Origin of the sequence: Enterobacter sp. RHBSTW-00318 (assembly GCF_014101375.1) — a bacterium.
Classification (GTDB): Bacteria; Pseudomonadota; Gammaproteobacteria; order Enterobacterales; family Enterobacteriaceae; genus Enterobacter; species Enterobacter ludwigii.
The window spans coordinates 193,326-208,764 of sequence record NZ_JABXQH010000001.1; the positions used below are offsets into that span (position 1 = coordinate 193,326).

11 protein-coding genes and 1 pseudogene are annotated in these 15,439 nt (G+C 54.8%); 9 read left to right on the forward strand and 3 right to left on the reverse strand.

The genetic code is table 11. The annotated features are described in order from the left end of the window. Positions 1–164: 164 nt before the first annotated feature. Positions 165–833, forward strand: a complete 669-nt coding sequence (locus HV157_RS01045) for a GntR family transcriptional regulator (RefSeq protein WP_020884031.1) — start codon at positions 165–167, stop codon at positions 831–833. Positions 834–966: 133 nt separating this feature from the next. On the opposite strand, the gene pqqU is transcribed toward HV157_RS01045, so the two are convergent. Further along, positions 967–3,081 (reverse strand): TonB-dependent receptor PqqU, encoded by a 2,115-nt coding sequence (pqqU, locus tag HV157_RS01050; protein WP_182268614.1) that lies wholly within the window; start codon positions 3,079–3,081, stop codon positions 967–969. A 241-nt stretch (positions 3,082–3,322) separates the two neighbouring features. On the opposite strand from pqqU, the gene HV157_RS01055 reads away from it, so the two are divergent. Next, entirely contained in the window at positions 3,323–4,384 is a 1,062-nt protein-coding gene (locus tag HV157_RS01055; RefSeq protein WP_182268613.1) for a YncE family protein, read from the forward strand. 71 nt (positions 4,385–4,455) lie between these two features. On the opposite strand, the gene ansP is transcribed toward HV157_RS01055, so the two are convergent. After that, positions 4,456–5,952, reverse strand: a complete 1,497-nt coding sequence (ansP, locus tag HV157_RS01060; protein WP_020884034.1) for an L-asparagine permease — start codon at positions 5,950–5,952, stop codon at positions 4,456–4,458. A gap of 347 nt (positions 5,953–6,299) precedes the next feature. After that, on the reverse strand, positions 6,300–7,835 hold the full coding sequence (locus HV157_RS01065; protein ID WP_113656261.1) for a PAS domain-containing methyl-accepting chemotaxis protein: 1,536 nt from the start codon (positions 7,833–7,835) through the stop codon (positions 6,300–6,302). Between the two features lie 342 nt (positions 7,836–8,177). Between HV157_RS01065 and HV157_RS01070 the strand changes: the two genes are divergently transcribed. The 7 genes and pseudogenes from HV157_RS01070 to HV157_RS01105 all read left to right on the forward strand — a co-directional run bounded on the left by HV157_RS01070 (position 8,178) and on the right by HV157_RS01105 (position 15,439). Then, positions 8,178–8,717: an AAA family ATPase gene (locus HV157_RS01070; protein WP_020884036.1), complete on the forward strand. Its 540-nt coding sequence runs from the start codon at positions 8,178–8,180 to the stop codon at positions 8,715–8,717. Between the two features lie 110 nt (positions 8,718–8,827). Continuing rightward, complete coding sequence (locus HV157_RS01075) at positions 8,828–9,847, forward strand: LLM class flavin-dependent oxidoreductase (RefSeq protein ID WP_182268612.1); 1,020 nt, start codon at positions 8,828–8,830, stop codon at positions 9,845–9,847. After that, positions 9,826–10,947, forward strand: coding sequence for an amidohydrolase (locus HV157_RS01080; protein ID WP_020884038.1), 1,122 nt, complete (start codon positions 9,826–9,828; stop codon positions 10,945–10,947). Before HV157_RS01075 ends, HV157_RS01080 begins: the two co-directional genes overlap by 22 nt. A gap of 16 nt (positions 10,948–10,963) precedes the next feature. Then, positions 10,964–13,227: pseudogene (locus HV157_RS26150) on the forward strand (NtaA/DmoA family FMN-dependent monooxygenase). 9 nt (positions 13,228–13,236) lie between these two features. After that, the gene (locus HV157_RS01095; protein ID WP_182268611.1) at positions 13,237–13,746 is read left to right on the forward strand and encodes a GNAT family N-acetyltransferase; all 510 of its coding nucleotides are present in this window, start codon (positions 13,237–13,239) and stop codon (positions 13,744–13,746) included. Between the two features lie 9 nt (positions 13,747–13,755). Beyond that, positions 13,756–14,682 (forward strand): amino acid ABC transporter permease, encoded by a 927-nt coding sequence (locus HV157_RS01100; protein WP_182268610.1) that lies wholly within the window; start codon positions 13,756–13,758, stop codon positions 14,680–14,682. After that, on the forward strand, positions 14,666–15,439 hold the full coding sequence (locus HV157_RS01105; protein WP_014170239.1) for an amino acid ABC transporter ATP-binding protein: 774 nt from the start codon (positions 14,666–14,668) through the stop codon (positions 15,437–15,439). Before HV157_RS01100 ends, HV157_RS01105 begins: the two co-directional genes overlap by 17 nt.

Sequence of the window (15,439 nt, forward strand, 5' to 3'; positions counted from 1 at the left end):
CGTTCAGATGAGCACGAAAACGAAAAAAAATAAACTTTGCATTTCTTGACATTTTTACAGGCTTCCCATCACCAGGCATGACGATACAGGATATATCGGAACAGCGTCGTTTATAAAAAACGGCGTTTAAAAATAGCATTAAGTATTAGCTACAGGAATTGAACATGCTTGATTTGGACCATTTAGAAAAAGCGCAAAGGATCAGTCTTACCATGCAAGTCGAACTCAGTTTGAAAGGCGCGTTAATTACAGGTTCACTGAAACCTGGCGCTCGACTGATTACCAAAGAAATTGCTGATAAATTAGGAACCAGTATTACCCCGGTTCGCGAGGCGCTTTTGCGTCTGGTGTCGTCTGGGGCATTACACGCCACGCCAGCCCAGGCGTTTCTGGTTCCTGAGGTCACGCTTGAGCGTTATAACGAGATTAACGCCATCAGAAAACAGCTTGAGCCTATGGCGGTAGCTGCCGCCTGTCAGCATATGACGGAAAATAAGCTGGAGGTGTTGCGCAAGCTATCAGAGACATTCCATGAAGCCATGCGCAACGGGCATGTTCAGCAGGCGCTGCATGCTAACCGCATCTTTCGGTTTACGCTTTATCAGTACGCGGAAATGCCGACACTCAGCGCCTTAATTGAGCAGCTATGGGTGCGTATTGGACCTTGCATGAACTATCTGCATCAGGAGCTTAACGACATCAAGGTGTCGACTTATCACTACGCCGAGCTCCTGTCCGCGCTTGAGCGAAGAGATGTTGATGGCAGTCAGAAGGCGATAGAGACGTTGATTGACGAAGCGAACACGCTTTTACAGCGACAATATTTTAACTGAGAGATTATTTAGCAGAGCGACTATATCCTGCCGCGAATTATATTCCTGGTTAAATACTCCTGATGGCTTATTGCCATCAGGAGCGTTATTCAATTTATAAAAATAATATTCAGCAAAAAAGAATGCTTTTTGCTTACTCGAAGCGATAAGAGACCGACAGACCTACGCCGTAGTTACGGCCCGGTGCAGGTTCGTAATAACGCCCGTTGGATTCATTCACGATAACCGATCCGACATACTCTTTATCGAACAGGTTATCGACGCGACCAAAGACGTCCATTCCCCAGTTACCGTAGTTGAATTTATACCCGGTATTCAGCCCAACCACCGTGTAGGACGGGGCTTTCGCCGTGTTCTCGTCATCCGCCATGATATCGCTCATGTAGCGCACATCCGATCCCGCATACCAGCCTTCTTCCGGCTGCCAGCCAAACGAGGCATAACCCATGTTGCGGGCAATGCCCGGCATACGGTTGCCGTTACAGTCGCCGGTGCTGCACACGTTGGTTCGATAGGTGGCGTCCAGATAGGTCCACGCCATTTTCAGCTTCCAGTTCTCACCAAACTGCTGATCCAGGGAAACTTCAACCCCCTGACGACGGGTTTTACCGGCGTTTTTATAGCTGGTACGACCGCCAGCGCTGGCATCGACGACAATCTCATCATCCGTATCGGTGCGGAACAGCGCTGCCGTCAGCAGACCATTACCGATACGGGTTTTGCTGCCCACTTCATAGGTATTGTTCGTGGAAGGTTTCAGGCCAATGTTGAGGCCGCCCTGGTTATCCGCACGATAAGAGAGCTCATTGATGGTTGGCGTTTCAAACCCACGACCTGCCGCAGCATAGAGATTCCACGCATCGGTCACGGCATATTTCACCGATCCGGCCGGGAGCCACTTGTGATAGCTTGCGTCACCGCTGTCGTCTCCGTTGCCCGGGGTCACGTAATGGTCGTTGGAGTCAAACCAGACCGAGCTGTAACGGACGCCGGCATCCACGGAGAGTTTCTGCGTTAACTGCCAGCTGGTTTGCAGGTACGGGTCGACGTTCCACATCAGGTTACGTTCGTTACGACGTTTGTCACCCTTGACGCCGTACTCCGGCACGCCGTTGTTCATCACGAAGTTTTCGTATCCGCGACGATCTTCGCTCATGTTTTCGTAGTTCAGACCGGTGGTAAAGGTGACCGGAACCAGCAGTTCGCCACGGTGCGTCCAGCGGGTATCAATCCCCTGGTAATGGCGCTGCATATCAATCACGCCGCCGGAGTGGGAAGGTCTCAGCTGAGGCTGATAAGGAATTGACTGGTACTGCGTCATTTCACGTTCGCCGGCGTACATCATGACGCTGAGATCGTCCTGGGTGCTGAGCTGACGATCGTAGCGCAGGCCAGCCTGGGTCTGCTTGATGGTCTTGCGCGTATTGTATTGGTCGCCACGCGGAGACTGGCGAGGGTTGTCATGCCACTCCTGGGCACTCAGTCCACCCGGATCGTTGGCTTTCATGTCCACGCTGTTGAAAATCAGCGTCAGCTTGCTCACGTCATCAATACGAACACCCAGTTTAGCGTTGGCGAGATTCTTCCGCGCGCCGCTGTGGTCGCGATAACCTTTGGTCGTGAAACGGGTAGTGGACACGGTGTAGTCCACATCCCCGGCATGCGTCCCGTCACCCATCGCGCCGGTGGCTTTCATTCCATAGCGCCAGGTACCGTAACTGCCGTAATAGCTGCTGGCCTCGATGGTCGGCGGCTGCTGCCCGGTCTGGGTCGTCATGTTGATCACACCGCCAGAGGCGTTGCCATAAAGGGCAGAGAAGGGGCCGCGCAGCACTTCTACGCTGTCCACGCTGGAGAGATCGATATTGGAGGTTTGTCCCTGTCCATCCGGCATGGTTGCCGGAATACCGTCGACATACATACGGATACCGCGCACGCCGAAGGTTGAGCGGGCACCAAACCCACGCATCGAAAGCTGGAGATCCTGAGCATAGTTCTGGCGGTTCTGGATCTGCAGCCCCGGCACGCTGCCAAGAGATTCAGACAGGTTAATGCGTGGCGCAGCATGACGCATATCCTCGCCATTCACGACGCTGACCGCCGCCGGGGTATCGAGCTCCGAGATGGTTTGCGGCGTGGCGCTGACGATCATGGTCTGTTCATCGGCACTCATCGCAGTGAGAGGCGCAGAGATAACAGGAACCAGCAGCAGTGGAAGCGTTGCCTTACGGGCAGAAATGATTTTCATGAAATAGACCGGTTATGGAAAAAACGTACCAAATGGAACATGTCCATATATGTTAAATCTTTTGTAAATCTTTTGAAAACTATAACCGCACATTGCGTTAATGAAAGGCCGGGAAGGAAAGAAAAACTCCACATTTAACTCATAAATGATTACTATTCTCATTATCAAAACGGCAATGCCATGACGTTGCCTGCCGGAAGTGATGTCAGCAGTAAACCCTGTGTTCAAAAAAGGAATTGTTATGTCTTTACGTCATCTGTGCTCGCCGCGCCTGAGTATGTCTCTGCTGTCAGGGGCGTTACTGTTTGCCGGAACCTTCCAGGTTCATGCTGCCGAAGAGATGTTGCGCAAAGCGGTAGGGAAAGGCGCATATGAAATGGCCGTGAGCCAGCAGGAGAATGCGCTGTGGGTCGCGACATCGCAGAGCCGCAAAACGGACAAAGGCGGGATTGTCTATCGCCTTGACCCGGTCACGCTGGACGTGACGCAGGTCATTCATAACGATCTCAAACCGTTCGGTGCCACCCTTGATAATGCCACCCAGACGCTGTGGTTTGGTAACACCATCAACGGCGCGGTAACCGCGATTGATGCCAAAACGGGTGAGGTGAAAGGGCGACTGGTGCTGGATAACCGTCAGCGCAGTGAAACCGTCAAACCGCTGCAGCCGCGCCAGCTGGTGGCCGATGACAGCACAAACACCGTTTACATCACCGGCGTAGGCCAGGAGAGCGCGATTTGGGTAGTGGATGGTGCAACGCTGAAGCTGAAAGAGACCATCAGCAGTACCGGTAAATTCAGTACCGGCCTGGCGCTGGATGCGAAGGCAAAACGTCTTTACACCACCAATGCTGATGGCGAACTGGTGACGATTGATACGGCAACCCACAAAATCCTCAGCCGTAAAAAAGTGCAGGACGACGGTAAGGAGCACTTCTACCTGAATCTGAGCCTGGATACCGCCGGACAGCGTGCGTTCTTAACCGACTCAAAGCAGCCGGAAGTGCTGGTGGTGAATCTGAAGGACGGCAGCGTCATCAAGAAAATTGCCGTGCCTGAATCGCTGGCCGTTCTGTTTAACCCGGCGCGCAACGAAGCGTATGTGACGCACCGTGAAGCGGGTAAGGTGAGCGTAATCGACGCGAAAACCTACAACGTTACCAAAACCTTCGACACCCCGGTCTATCCGAACAGTCTGGCGCTCTCTTCGGATGGGAAAACCCTGTATGTGACGGTAAAACAAAAATCGACCCGTCAGCAGGAAGCCACCCAGCCTGATGACGTGATTCGTATCACGCTCTAAGTTTCGCTCCTCAACACAAAGAAAAAGGGAAGGCGCAATGCCTTCCCTTTGTATTAACCAGCAGGTCGATATTAACGCGACGTCTCTTCAACCAGCGGGGCGTCGTGTTTGGCATCATCAGGATGAACCGGCGCCGTGCTGTGAATTTCTTGTACGCGTTTACGCACGCCAAACCAGCCGGCAATCAGCAATACGGCCAGCAGAGGAATGGTGGCGATCGTGTAGGTACCGTTCGGGTAATCAAACGCCATCAACACCAGCACGCTGAACAGGAACAGCAGGGTGAGCCAGGAGGTCACCGGTGCGCCCGGCAGCTTAAAGCTGACTTCAGCGGCTTTGCCTTCTTTGATCGCTTTGCGCAGACGCATCTGGCAGACCACGATAAAGGCCCAGGAGGCGATGATGCCGAGCGCGGCAACGTTCAGCACGATTTCGAATACCTGAGATGGTACCAGGTAGTTCAGGAACACGCCGAAGACATATACCACCAGCGTCGCCAGAATGCCCGCGTAAGGCACATGCTGACGGCTCATCTTCGACATGAATTTCGGCGCCGAGCCGCCCATCGACATGGAGCGCAGGATACGACCGGTGGAGTAAAGACCCGAGTTCAGACTGGAGAGTGCTGCCGTCAGCACCACGATATTCATGATGCTGCCAACATAAGGCACGCCCAGTTTAGAGAAGAAGGTCACAAACGGGCTTTGACCCGCCTGATAGGCGTTCCACGGCAGCAGCAGAACCAGCAGCACCACGGAACCAACATAAAAGAGACCGATACGCCAGATAACGCTGTTAATGGCTTTAGGGACCATGGTCTGTGGGTCTTTACATTCACCCGCCGCGGTGCCGACCAGCTCAATGGACGCGAACGCGAACACCACACCCTGAACCAGCACCAGCGCAGGCAGCAGGCCATGCGGGAAGAAACCGCCGTTATCAGTGATCAGGTGGAAACCGGTGGCATTGCCATCAAGCGGTTTACCGCTACCGAGGAACACCGTACCTACGACCAGGAACACCACGATGGCCAGCACTTTTACCAGCGCGAACCAGAACTCCATCTCCGCGAACCACTTCACGCCGATCATGTTCATGGTGCCGACAATGGCCAGTGCGCCCAGCGCAAACACCCATTGTGGCACATCACCAAACGCGCCCCAGTAGTGCATGTAAAGCGCGACGGCGGTGATATCGACAATACCGGTCATTGCCCAGTTGACGAAGTACATCCATCCAGCAACGTAGGCCGCTTTTTCACCGAGGAATTCACGGGCGTAAGAGACAAAACTGCCGCTGGAAGGGCGATGCAGTACCAGTTCGCCCAATGCACGAAGAATGAAGAAAGAGAAGATCCCGCACACCAGATAGACCAGGGCGAGAGCCGGGCCAGCCATCTGCAGACGAGCGCCAGCACCTAAAAACAGACCCGTTCCGATAGCGCCGCCGATGGCGATCATTTGAACCTGACGGTTGCCCATCGCTTTGTGGTAGCCCTCTTCATGGGAGTTTAACCAGCGACGTTTAGCAGCGTGATGATCGGCTGCGCTTTTATTGCTTGTTTTCATTGAGTTACCTGTTTGCCTGTCTGAACCATTATCGTGATAGTCCTGCCTGGCAGAGTGCAATACAAACGATTGCTTCTGCGCAAACACATGTTGCCTTCCCAGTCATTCTGCGTATGGATAAGGCGAAACATGGCGAGGCATCCTACCTGCAATTCATAAGCGACGCAAAATATAACCGTGCCGAAAGTGATGCACGTCGAAGGAAATCGTGTGGTCAGAGCAGACGGGGATCACAACACGCTGAATAGCGGTGAGTTTTTAGACAAATCCATTAATGAAGTGGTGCTTTAATCATCAGTTTCGCTTAATGATTGCGCAAAGCAACCAGCGCATAACGGCGCCTTTGCTCAACCGCCAAAAACGGCAATCGCCTGTTGCAGGCGGGTCGTGCGCTGCGTCAGATGGTGTGCGGCGTCCGTCACGTTATCCACCATACCGGTATTGTTTTGGGTCATTGTACCGATGCGGGAGATGGACGCGTTAATCAGGGTCAGCGCCTGTGTTTGCTCCTGCGTGGCGTGGCCTATCTCCTTAATCAGAGAAGACATCTCCATGACATTGCCAATCATCACCGTGAGCTGCGATTCAGTTTGCTCGACCTTCTCCACGCCGGCGTTCACGCTGGAAACGTTTTTCTCTATAAGCGTTTTGATCTCTTTGGCCGCGATGGCAGAGTGCTGGGCAAGGTTGCGGACTTCGGCCGCCACGACCGCAAAACCGCGGCCGGCATCACCCGCACGCGCCGCTTCAACGGCCGCGTTCAGCGCCAGAATATTGGTCTGGAAGGCGATACGATCGATGACGCTGATGATGTCGACGATCTGGCTGTTATCCTGCGACACGGACTGCATCATGCCGATAGTCTCTTTCATCATTGCTTCACCGCGGTGAGCGCTGGTGCGGGTGCGATCTGCCATCAGGATCGCGTCTTTCGCCGTTTCAGCCGTCTGCTGAACCGCGCTGGCAATTTCTTCCACGGCTGAGGCCGTTTGCTGCAGAAAGTCTGCGGTTTCTTCGGTACGCGTTTGTAATGCCATACCTTCTTTCGCCACCTGCTGGCTGATTGTACTTATACCGCTGATTTGCGCACCGACATCGTCAACCAGCGAATGGAGGTTCAGACCCGACTGATTCACCATGCGCATCATCAGGCCGATTTCATCGACGCGGTCAAAATGGTAATAGTCCGCTTTACGTCCTGAAACCACCCGCTGCATTTGTTGGACAATGGATTTTACCGGCTTTGCAATTTGCGCATGAAGATAAACAGCCAGGGCAATAAATAGCAGAGCCAGACCTACAGTCTCAACAATACGATCGGCAAATATAAACAGCTGCAGACAGGCGAGCAGGGCGGTTATCGCAATACCAAGATGGATCCTTTTACTGGTGCTGAGGCGTTTAAACAGCGACGTAAAAGAGAACAGACCGTGGCGAACAAACAGGCCTTTATAAAAGCGATGATGTTTTAATTCATTATTGCGCACTTTCTCATACCGTTTTTCACTGACAGTAATCTCTTCACGCGAAGGAATATTCCGCACAGAAATATAGCCGGTTAACGTTTCATTCTGATAAACCGGGGTGACGTTGGCGCGCACCCAGTAGTGATCGCCGTTCTGGCGGCGGTTCTTGACCAGCCCCGTCCAGGTCTCACCCTGTTGCAGGGTAAACCACATGTCGCCAAACGCCTCGGCAGGCATGTCGGGGTGGCGAATAAGATTATGCGGCTCACCGAGAAGACTCTCTTCTTTATAGCCGCTGGCGTCAATAAAGGCAGAGTTCGCATAGGTAATATGGCTGTGCGTATTGGTGGTCGACATAAGCGTCGAACCTTCGTTAAGTAAATACTCGTTTTGTGTAACGGGAGTGTTATTCCGCATCAGTAACCCCATGGTCATATATCAATAAAAAAAGAGCCCGTTAAACATTCAGGCAAGTTTGTAAGGTTTGTTTTTATTTTTACTGTCGGCATATTCTCTACGAAAGTTATGCGTTCCGGAATACCCTGTATTTAGTATTTTTTATTTTTAAAATGCGACCGATGTAATAAAAATGAAAATATTTATCGATGCGTTTTTGTGGCGCCCTGCAAATAAACGCCATAAGGCAAATTAAAAGCGGGAGATCACGCTTCGACGTAAACTGACCCGCCGAAATAGCGTTTCGTTAACAAGATGAAAACGCTATGCTTTAAGGGTTTTTCTTCAACAGGGGGCAGCAGGGTGAAAGTAAATGTGATTGGCACCAGCGGGAGTGGAAAAAGCACTCTGGCGAAGCGTATCGCCGCAGAACTGGATATTCCTTACATTGAAATGGACCGACTTTACTGGTGTCCGGACTGGCAGGGCACACCGGACGCTATCTTGCTGGAAAAACTGGAGACGACGCTAAAGGCGTCAGCGGAGTGGGTGCTTGATGGCAACTATAACCGTACGCGTCCTGTGAAATGGCGAGACGTGGATCGGGTGGTGTGGGTGGATTATGGGTTCGCCCGAACCCTGTATCAGGCTGTCACCCGAGCGTTCAGGCGCGCCTGGCACAAACAGGAACTGTGGCCCGGTACGGGAAACTGTGAGAGTTTTCGTCGCTCATTCTTGAGCCGTGAGTCCATTATTATCTGGACAATCAAAACCTGGCGCAGCAACCGCGCACGTTATGCACGCGATATGGTAGACCCGCAATACGCCCATATTCATTTTGTCCGCATTACCCGCCGCAGTGAGGTGGAAAACCTCATTTCATCGCTTAAGTCACACGCGTAGCATGGATTTATATATCTGATTTCCGGCAAACCAAATGTAAATTAATTGTTTCTCAGAGGTGAAATACGCCTTTAATAATGACGACATGTTAAGTCAAACGAGAACGCAACATGTCCTGGCGAATCAGTATTCTGGATAAAAGCCCCATCGCTGAAAACGAAACGGCTGCCGATGCACTGGCGCGAACCCTGGCGCTGGCACAGCAGGCAGAAAATCTGGGCTATCACCGTTTCTGGATTGCCGAACACCACAACACGCCCCAGCTGGCCAGCCCTTCACCCGAACTGTTAATCGCCTGGATCCTCGGGCAAACACGGCGTATCCGCGTGGGCTCTGGTGGCGTCATGCTCCAGCACTACAGCCCTTACAAAGTCGCAGAAAATTTCAACCTCCTGGCCGCGCTTGCTCCCGGGCGCGTGGATCTGGGCGTTGGGAAAGCCCCAGGCGGCCTGCCGCTCTCCACCCGGGCACTGCAGCAGGGCCTCGATCAACAGCAAAAAGGCAGTTTTGCCGAACAGCTGACACAGCTTCATCACTGGATCCAGCCGGAAAATCAGTCGGTGGACGAGGCCGTTCGCGCGACGCCGCTGCCGCCGGTTCCGGCGCAGGGGTTCCTGCTGGGGGCCAGTACCGAAAGCGCGCTGCTGGCCGCGAAACTTGACTGGAATTTTGTCTTTGCTGCTCACCTGAATGGGGATCCGGCGCTGCTGCGTGAAGTCATCACCACCTGGCGTAACCACAGCGCCCGGGATGCGATTGTGGCGGTGCAGGTCATCGTCGCCCAGTCGCAGGCTGAGGCGGAGGCACTGGCACAACAGGTTGAAGTCTGGGGCGTCGAACTGGCAAATGGGCAGCGCGTCACCGTGGCCAGCGAAGAGCAGGCCTATGCCTTTGCCCGACAGGCCGGCAGCGAGCCGGTGCGCATTGCCCGTCGGGCACAGTCGCTGCTGGCGGGAACAGCCGAATCGGTGCTGGAACAGTTGAACGCCCTGCACGAAAAATGGGGCATTGATGAATTCATTATTGATACCCCCGTTGCGGATGGCGTAACGCGAATACAGTCCCTGCGTCTGCTGGCGCAGGCGAAGCTTAACAAGGAGGTCGCCGTATGCGTTTTGACGAACAACTGATTGCCTGGCGCCGGGAGCTGCACCAGAACCCGGAGCTGTCCGGCCAGGAGGTCGAAACGACCGCTCGCCTGCGTCAGTGGCTGACGACGGCTGGTATTACGCCGCTGCCTTATGCGCTTCAGACCGGCGTGGTGGCCGAAATCGGCACGGGGAAAAAGCTGATCGCGCTGCGGGCCGATATTGACGCCTTACCCATTGAAGAGCGCAGCGGCGTGCCGTTTAGCTCACAGCGTGCGGGTGTGATGCATGCCTGCGGACACGATATTCATACCAGTGTGATCCTCGGGGCGGCGCTAAAGCTTAAAGAGCGTGAAGCGTCTTTAAACGGGCGCGTGCGGATCCTTTTTCAGCCGGCTGAAGAGAACTTTGGCGGCGCGAAAAGTATGGTGCGGGCCGGTGCCTTACGTGATGTCAGTGCCATCTTCGGGATGCATAACGAGCCGGGGCTGCCGGTCGGGGAATTTGCCACCCGCGGTGGGCCGTTCTACGCCAACGTCGACCGGTTTGTTATCCGAATTACCGGTAAAGGCGCGCATGCTGCACGTCCGCATGAAGGTAACGACGCCATCGTGCTGGCGAGCCAGCTGGTAACGGCGTTGCAGAGCGTTGCCAGCCGCAACGTCAACACGCTTGATTCCGTGGTGCTGAGCGTCACGCGCATTACCGGGGGCAATACCTGGAACGTCCTGCCGGAAAGCGTTGAGCTGGAAGGCACGCTTCGCACCCACCGCGTGGAAGTGCAGCAGAATGTGAAAGCACGCGTCGGCGAAATTGCCGCCGGGTTTGCCAGCGCGTTTAGCGCGCAGATCGACATCACCTGGTACGCCGGGCCTACCGCGCTGGTCAATGACGCACACTGGGCCGAATTTGCCACCGCCGTCGCCAGAGAATCTGGGTATGAAACGCAGCACGCCGAGCTGCATATGGGTGGGGAAGATTTCGCGGTGTATCTGCAGCAGATCCCCGGGGCGTTTGTCAGCATCGGTAGCGCCAGTCCGTTCGGTTTACATCACCCGGCCTTCAACCCGGATGAAGCATTAATTGAGCCCGCTGCCCGCTATTTTGCACAGCTTGCGGAAAAAGCCCTGCAACACGTTTAATTCTGAAGAGGTGAATATGTCTGCAACCCGACAATTGCGGCTGGGAACCATTTTGCATGGTGCTTCCGGGAACATGTCTGCCTGGCGTCATCCGGCGGCGGTCGCCGATGCCAGCATTAATTTTGATTTTGTAAAAGCCACGGCGTTAAAAGCCGAAGAGGGGAAGCTTGATTTTTTATTCGTCGCCGACGGCCTCTATATTAACGAGAAATCCATCCCGCATTTCTTAAACCGGTTTGAGCCGTTAACGGTCTTGTCCGCACTGGCAAGTCTGACCTCGCGCCTCGGTCTGGTCGGTACCTTATCGACCTCCTACAGCGAACCGTTTACCGTGGCGCGCCAGTTTGCCAGCCTGGATCATTTGAGCAACGGACGCGCAGGCTGGAACGTGGTGACCTCACCGCTCGAGGGATCGGCGAAAAACTTCTCGCGCGAGAAACACCCTGAACATGCGCTGCGCTACCGGATAGCGGATGAATACCTCGACGTGGTGAAAGGACTCTGGGATTCCTGGGAGGGGGATGCCTTTGTGCGCAACAAAGAGAGCGGCCAGTTCTTTGACCCGGCAAAACTGCATACGCTTGATCACCACGGCGATTTCTTCCAGGTGGCCGGTCCGCTCAATATTGGCCGCACGCCGCAGGGACGCCCGATTGTCTTTCAGGCGGGTGCATCGGATGACGGAAAAAAACTGGCTGCGAAACATGCTGACGCCATTTTTACCCATCATGAAACGTTAGAGGAAGCCAAAGCGTTTTATCGCGACGTGAAACACCAGCTTGAATCCAATGGCCGCAGGGCATCGGACTTACATATTTTTCAGGGTGTCAGCGTGATTGTTGGCAAGGACGCGGAGGACGTGGAGAACCAGTATCAGACAACCGCGGCTCTGGTGTCGATTAACGATGCCCTGAATTACCTCGGCCGTTATTTTGAACATCACGATTTCAGCCAGTACCCGCTTGACGAGCCGTTCCCGGACATCGGTGAACTGGGTAAAAACAGTTTTCGCAGCACGACCGATGAAATTAAGCGTAATGCTCGCGAACGCAACTTAACCCTGCGTCAGGTTGCACTCGAAGCGGCATCCCCGCGCCCGCGCTTTTCCGGTACGCCGGAGCAGGTGGCAGACGGTCTGCAGGGCTGGTTTGAGGCATTCGCCGCGGACGGCTTCATTATTCAGGGTGGAACGCCGGACACGTTCCCGCGTTTTGTTGACCAGGTTGTCCCGGTGTTACAGGCCCGCGGTTTATTCCGCACCGACTATCCCGGCACTACGCTGCGCGACAGTCTGGGGTTAGACGAACCGCAAAACCAGTTCACACAACAATAATAGAGAACCTCGTTATGCAGAAATCATCGCTTATTCTGGCGCTTGCGCTGGCCTTTTCCCCTGCCGTCTGGGCAGAGAATGTGAACATTAATGGCACTGGCGTGAGCCTGGAAGCCAACAAAACGCCCGTCAACACCGCCAAAAACAGCGACGCCATCGCGCAACTGCCGAAAGATTATCGCTTCGCCGTGCCGGGCAAATTCACCGTGGCGGTTGCCGCGCTTAACTCACCGCCGCTGACCGTTTTTTCCGACGACAATAAAACGCTGCTCGGAAGCGAGGTGGACGTTGCCCGTCTGGTGGCCGACAGCCTTGGGCTGGAGCTGAACGTGGTGCCAACCTCCTGGGAGGACTGGCCTCTCGGCGTCGTCTCCGGGAAATACGATGCGGCGATCAGCAACATCACCGTGACCAGAGAGCGCAAAGAGAAGTTTGATTTTGCCACTTACCGTAAAGATTCCCTCGGTTTCTATGTGAAATCGACCAGTCCGATTACCTCGCTGCAGAAGGCGGAGGACATCGCCGGGCTGCGCATCATCGTAGGTTCCGGGACCAACCAGGAGGCTATCCTGCTGGCGTGGAATGCGCAGAACGTGAAGAAAGGCCTGAAGCCGTTTACCCCGATCTACACCAAAGACGATGCATCACAAACCCTGTCTCTCCAGTCAGGCCGCGCAGATGCGTTCTTTGGCCCGAACGTGACTGGCGCATGGAAAGCGGCGTTGACCGGGAAAACGAAACGGGTTGGGATTGTCGACGGCGGCTGGCCGAAGGCGGCGCACATTGCGGTGACGCTGAAAAAAGGCAGCGGCCTGGTCGAGCCGGTACAGACCGCACTTAACGGGGTCATCAAAAACGGCGATTACGACAAAGTGCTGAACCGCTGGGGGGAAGGGGTAGAACGTATCCCTCAATCAGAAGTGAACCCGGCTGGACTGGGTGACTAAGGAGGCGCTATGCGCGAGCAATTTCGGGACGTGTCACCGGAAGACGCCGATCTTCAGCCCATTATCGACGGATTATTCGGTGAATATGCCGCCCGCTATGACGACTACTTCTCTAAAGACGCGGAAGTGGAGCTCACGGAGTGGTACCTGGCCCCGCAAGGGCTGTTTATTGTCCTTGAGCGTGACGGCGACATCATCGCCACCGGCGCGTATAAACCGTTTGATGAACGCACCGCTGAAATCAAACGAATCTGGACGCACAAGGCGCTGCGTCAACAGGGGCTGGCGGCCCGCGTCGTCCAGGAGCTGGAGCGTCGGGCGGTACAGGCCGGTTACAGCCAGATCTACCTCACCACCGGTTTTCGTCAGCCGGAGGCGGTCAGGCTGTATATCAGCCAGGGCTATCAGCCGCAGTTCGATCTGAACCGCGATCCGGAAGAGTACAGCCAGCCGCCGTTTGATGGCCGGCTGCGTTTCACCAAAACGCTGATCAGTGAAGCGTTCAGTAAAACAGCATGAGGAATGACGATGAGCAACGTTGAAACCATTAAGGTGGTCCCGGCGCGTTATCCGCTACGGACTGTCGGTGCCGTGGTGGCGCTGTTTGTGCTTGCGGTGGTCATTCAGTCCGTGGCCTTTAACCCGCGCTGGGAGTGGTCTGTCTTTGCCCGCTGGTTCTTTGATCCGGTTATCCTCGAAGGCGTAGGGCAGACATTGCTGTTGACCCTGATCGGTACTGCGTTGAGCGTAATCATCGGCGGCCTGCTGGCGCTGGCGAGGCTCTCTTCATCCTGGCTGCTGAGCAGCCTGGCCTGGGGGTATATCTGGCTGTTTCGTTCGTTGCCGCTGATTGTGGTTCTGATCATTCTCTATAACTTTTCCTATCTCTACGACACGCTCTCGCTCGGCGTACCCTTCACCGGCATTACCTGGGGTCGCTTCGAAACCATCAACGTGCTGGGACAGTTTTCCACCGCCGTGGTGGGACTGACGCTGGTTCAGAGCGCGTATACCGCCGAGATCATTCGCGGCGGTTTTCTGGGGGTGGATCATGGTCAGTATGAAGCGGCGGCGGCACTCGGTCTGCCAGCCTGGCGTCGCACGGTGCGTATCATTTTGCCGCAGGCGCTGCGCACGATTCTGCCGTCCGGATTTAATGAAATTATCAGTCTCGCGAAAGGCACGGCGATGGTGTATGTCCTGGCGATGCCGGAACTCTTCTATACCATTCAGATGATCTATAACCGCACGCAGGAGGTGATCCCGCTGCTGATGGTCGGTGCGGTCTGGTATCTGGTGATTACCACCGTGTTGTCTGCGATTCAGCATGTTGTGGAGCGCGGGCTTGCCCGCAGCGAACGCCGTTCAGCCGTTAATCAAAACCGGGTAGCCAGTCGCGTCCGTTCCGTATCCACCGCATCAGTACAGGAGCCCGTCCATGCAAACCTCTCCTGAAGGGCATATTTCGATTACCGGCGTCAGTAAGTTTTTTGGTCGCCATAAAGCGCTTGATAACGTCTCGCTGGAGATCCCGCCCGGATCGGTAACGGTCATCCTCGGGCCTTCCGGATCGGGTAAATCGACGCTTCTGCGCACCATTAACCATCTGGAACGCGTCGACGAAGGGTTTATCCAGATTGACGGTGATTACATCGGTTACCGCCGTCAGGGTGACAAACTCTACGAGCTGAAAGAGAAAGAGATCCTCAAACAGCGCGTCAATGTGGGCTATGTCTTCCAGAACTTTAATCTCTTTCCGCATCTCACAGTGCTGGAAAACCTGATTGAAGCGCCCATCGCCCATAAAAAACTGAGTAAGAAAGAAGCCGTTGAAAGGGCATACAGCCTGCTGGATGTGGTCGGGCTGCGCGATAAAGCCGACGCCTGGTCGCGCCATCTCTCCGGGGGCCAACAGCAGCGTATTGCTATTGCCCGCGCGCTGGCGTTACGTCCCCGGGTAATGCTGTTTGATGAGCCCACTTCAGCGCTCGACCCGGAACTGGTTGGCGAAGTGCTGGATGTGATTAAAAAGCTCGCCCGCTCGGGTACCACGCTGGTGGTGGTCACCCACGAGATCGGCTTTGCCCGGGAAGTGGCGGATCAGGTGGTCTTTATGGTCGACGGCAAAATTGTGGAGCAGGGCAGCAGTGACGACGTATTAACCCGTCCGTCGCACCCGCGAACGCGCCAGTTCCTGTCAAAAGTGCTGTAA

Bases quoted from the DNA above. Each gene is read 5' to 3' on its own strand.
- HV157_RS01065 (WP_113656261.1), bottom strand. From the start codon at position 7,835: ATGCGGAATAACACTCCCGTTACACAAAACGAGTATTTACTTAACGAA.
- ansP (WP_020884034.1), bottom strand. From the start codon at position 5,952: ATGAAAACAAGCAATAAAAGCGCAGCCGATCATCACGCTGCTAAACGT.
- HV157_RS01075 (WP_182268612.1), top strand. From the start codon at position 8,828: ATGTCCTGGCGAATCAGTATTCTGGATAAAAGCCCCATCGCTGAAAAC.
- HV157_RS01055 (WP_182268613.1), top strand. From the start codon at position 3,323: ATGTCTTTACGTCATCTGTGCTCGCCGCGCCTGAGTATGTCTCTGCTG.
- HV157_RS01045 (WP_020884031.1), top strand. From the start codon at position 165: ATGCTTGATTTGGACCATTTAGAAAAAGCGCAAAGGATCAGTCTTACC.
- pqqU (WP_182268614.1), bottom strand. From the start codon at position 3,081: ATGAAAATCATTTCTGCCCGTAAGGCAACGCTTCCACTGCTGCTGGTT.
- HV157_RS01080 (WP_020884038.1), top strand. From the start codon at position 9,826: ATGCGTTTTGACGAACAACTGATTGCCTGGCGCCGGGAGCTGCACCAG.
- HV157_RS01100 (WP_182268610.1), top strand. From the start codon at position 13,756: ATGAGCAACGTTGAAACCATTAAGGTGGTCCCGGCGCGTTATCCGCTA.
- HV157_RS01105 (WP_014170239.1), top strand. From the start codon at position 14,666: ATGCAAACCTCTCCTGAAGGGCATATTTCGATTACCGGCGTCAGTAAG.
- HV157_RS01095 (WP_182268611.1), top strand. From the start codon at position 13,237: ATGCGCGAGCAATTTCGGGACGTGTCACCGGAAGACGCCGATCTTCAG.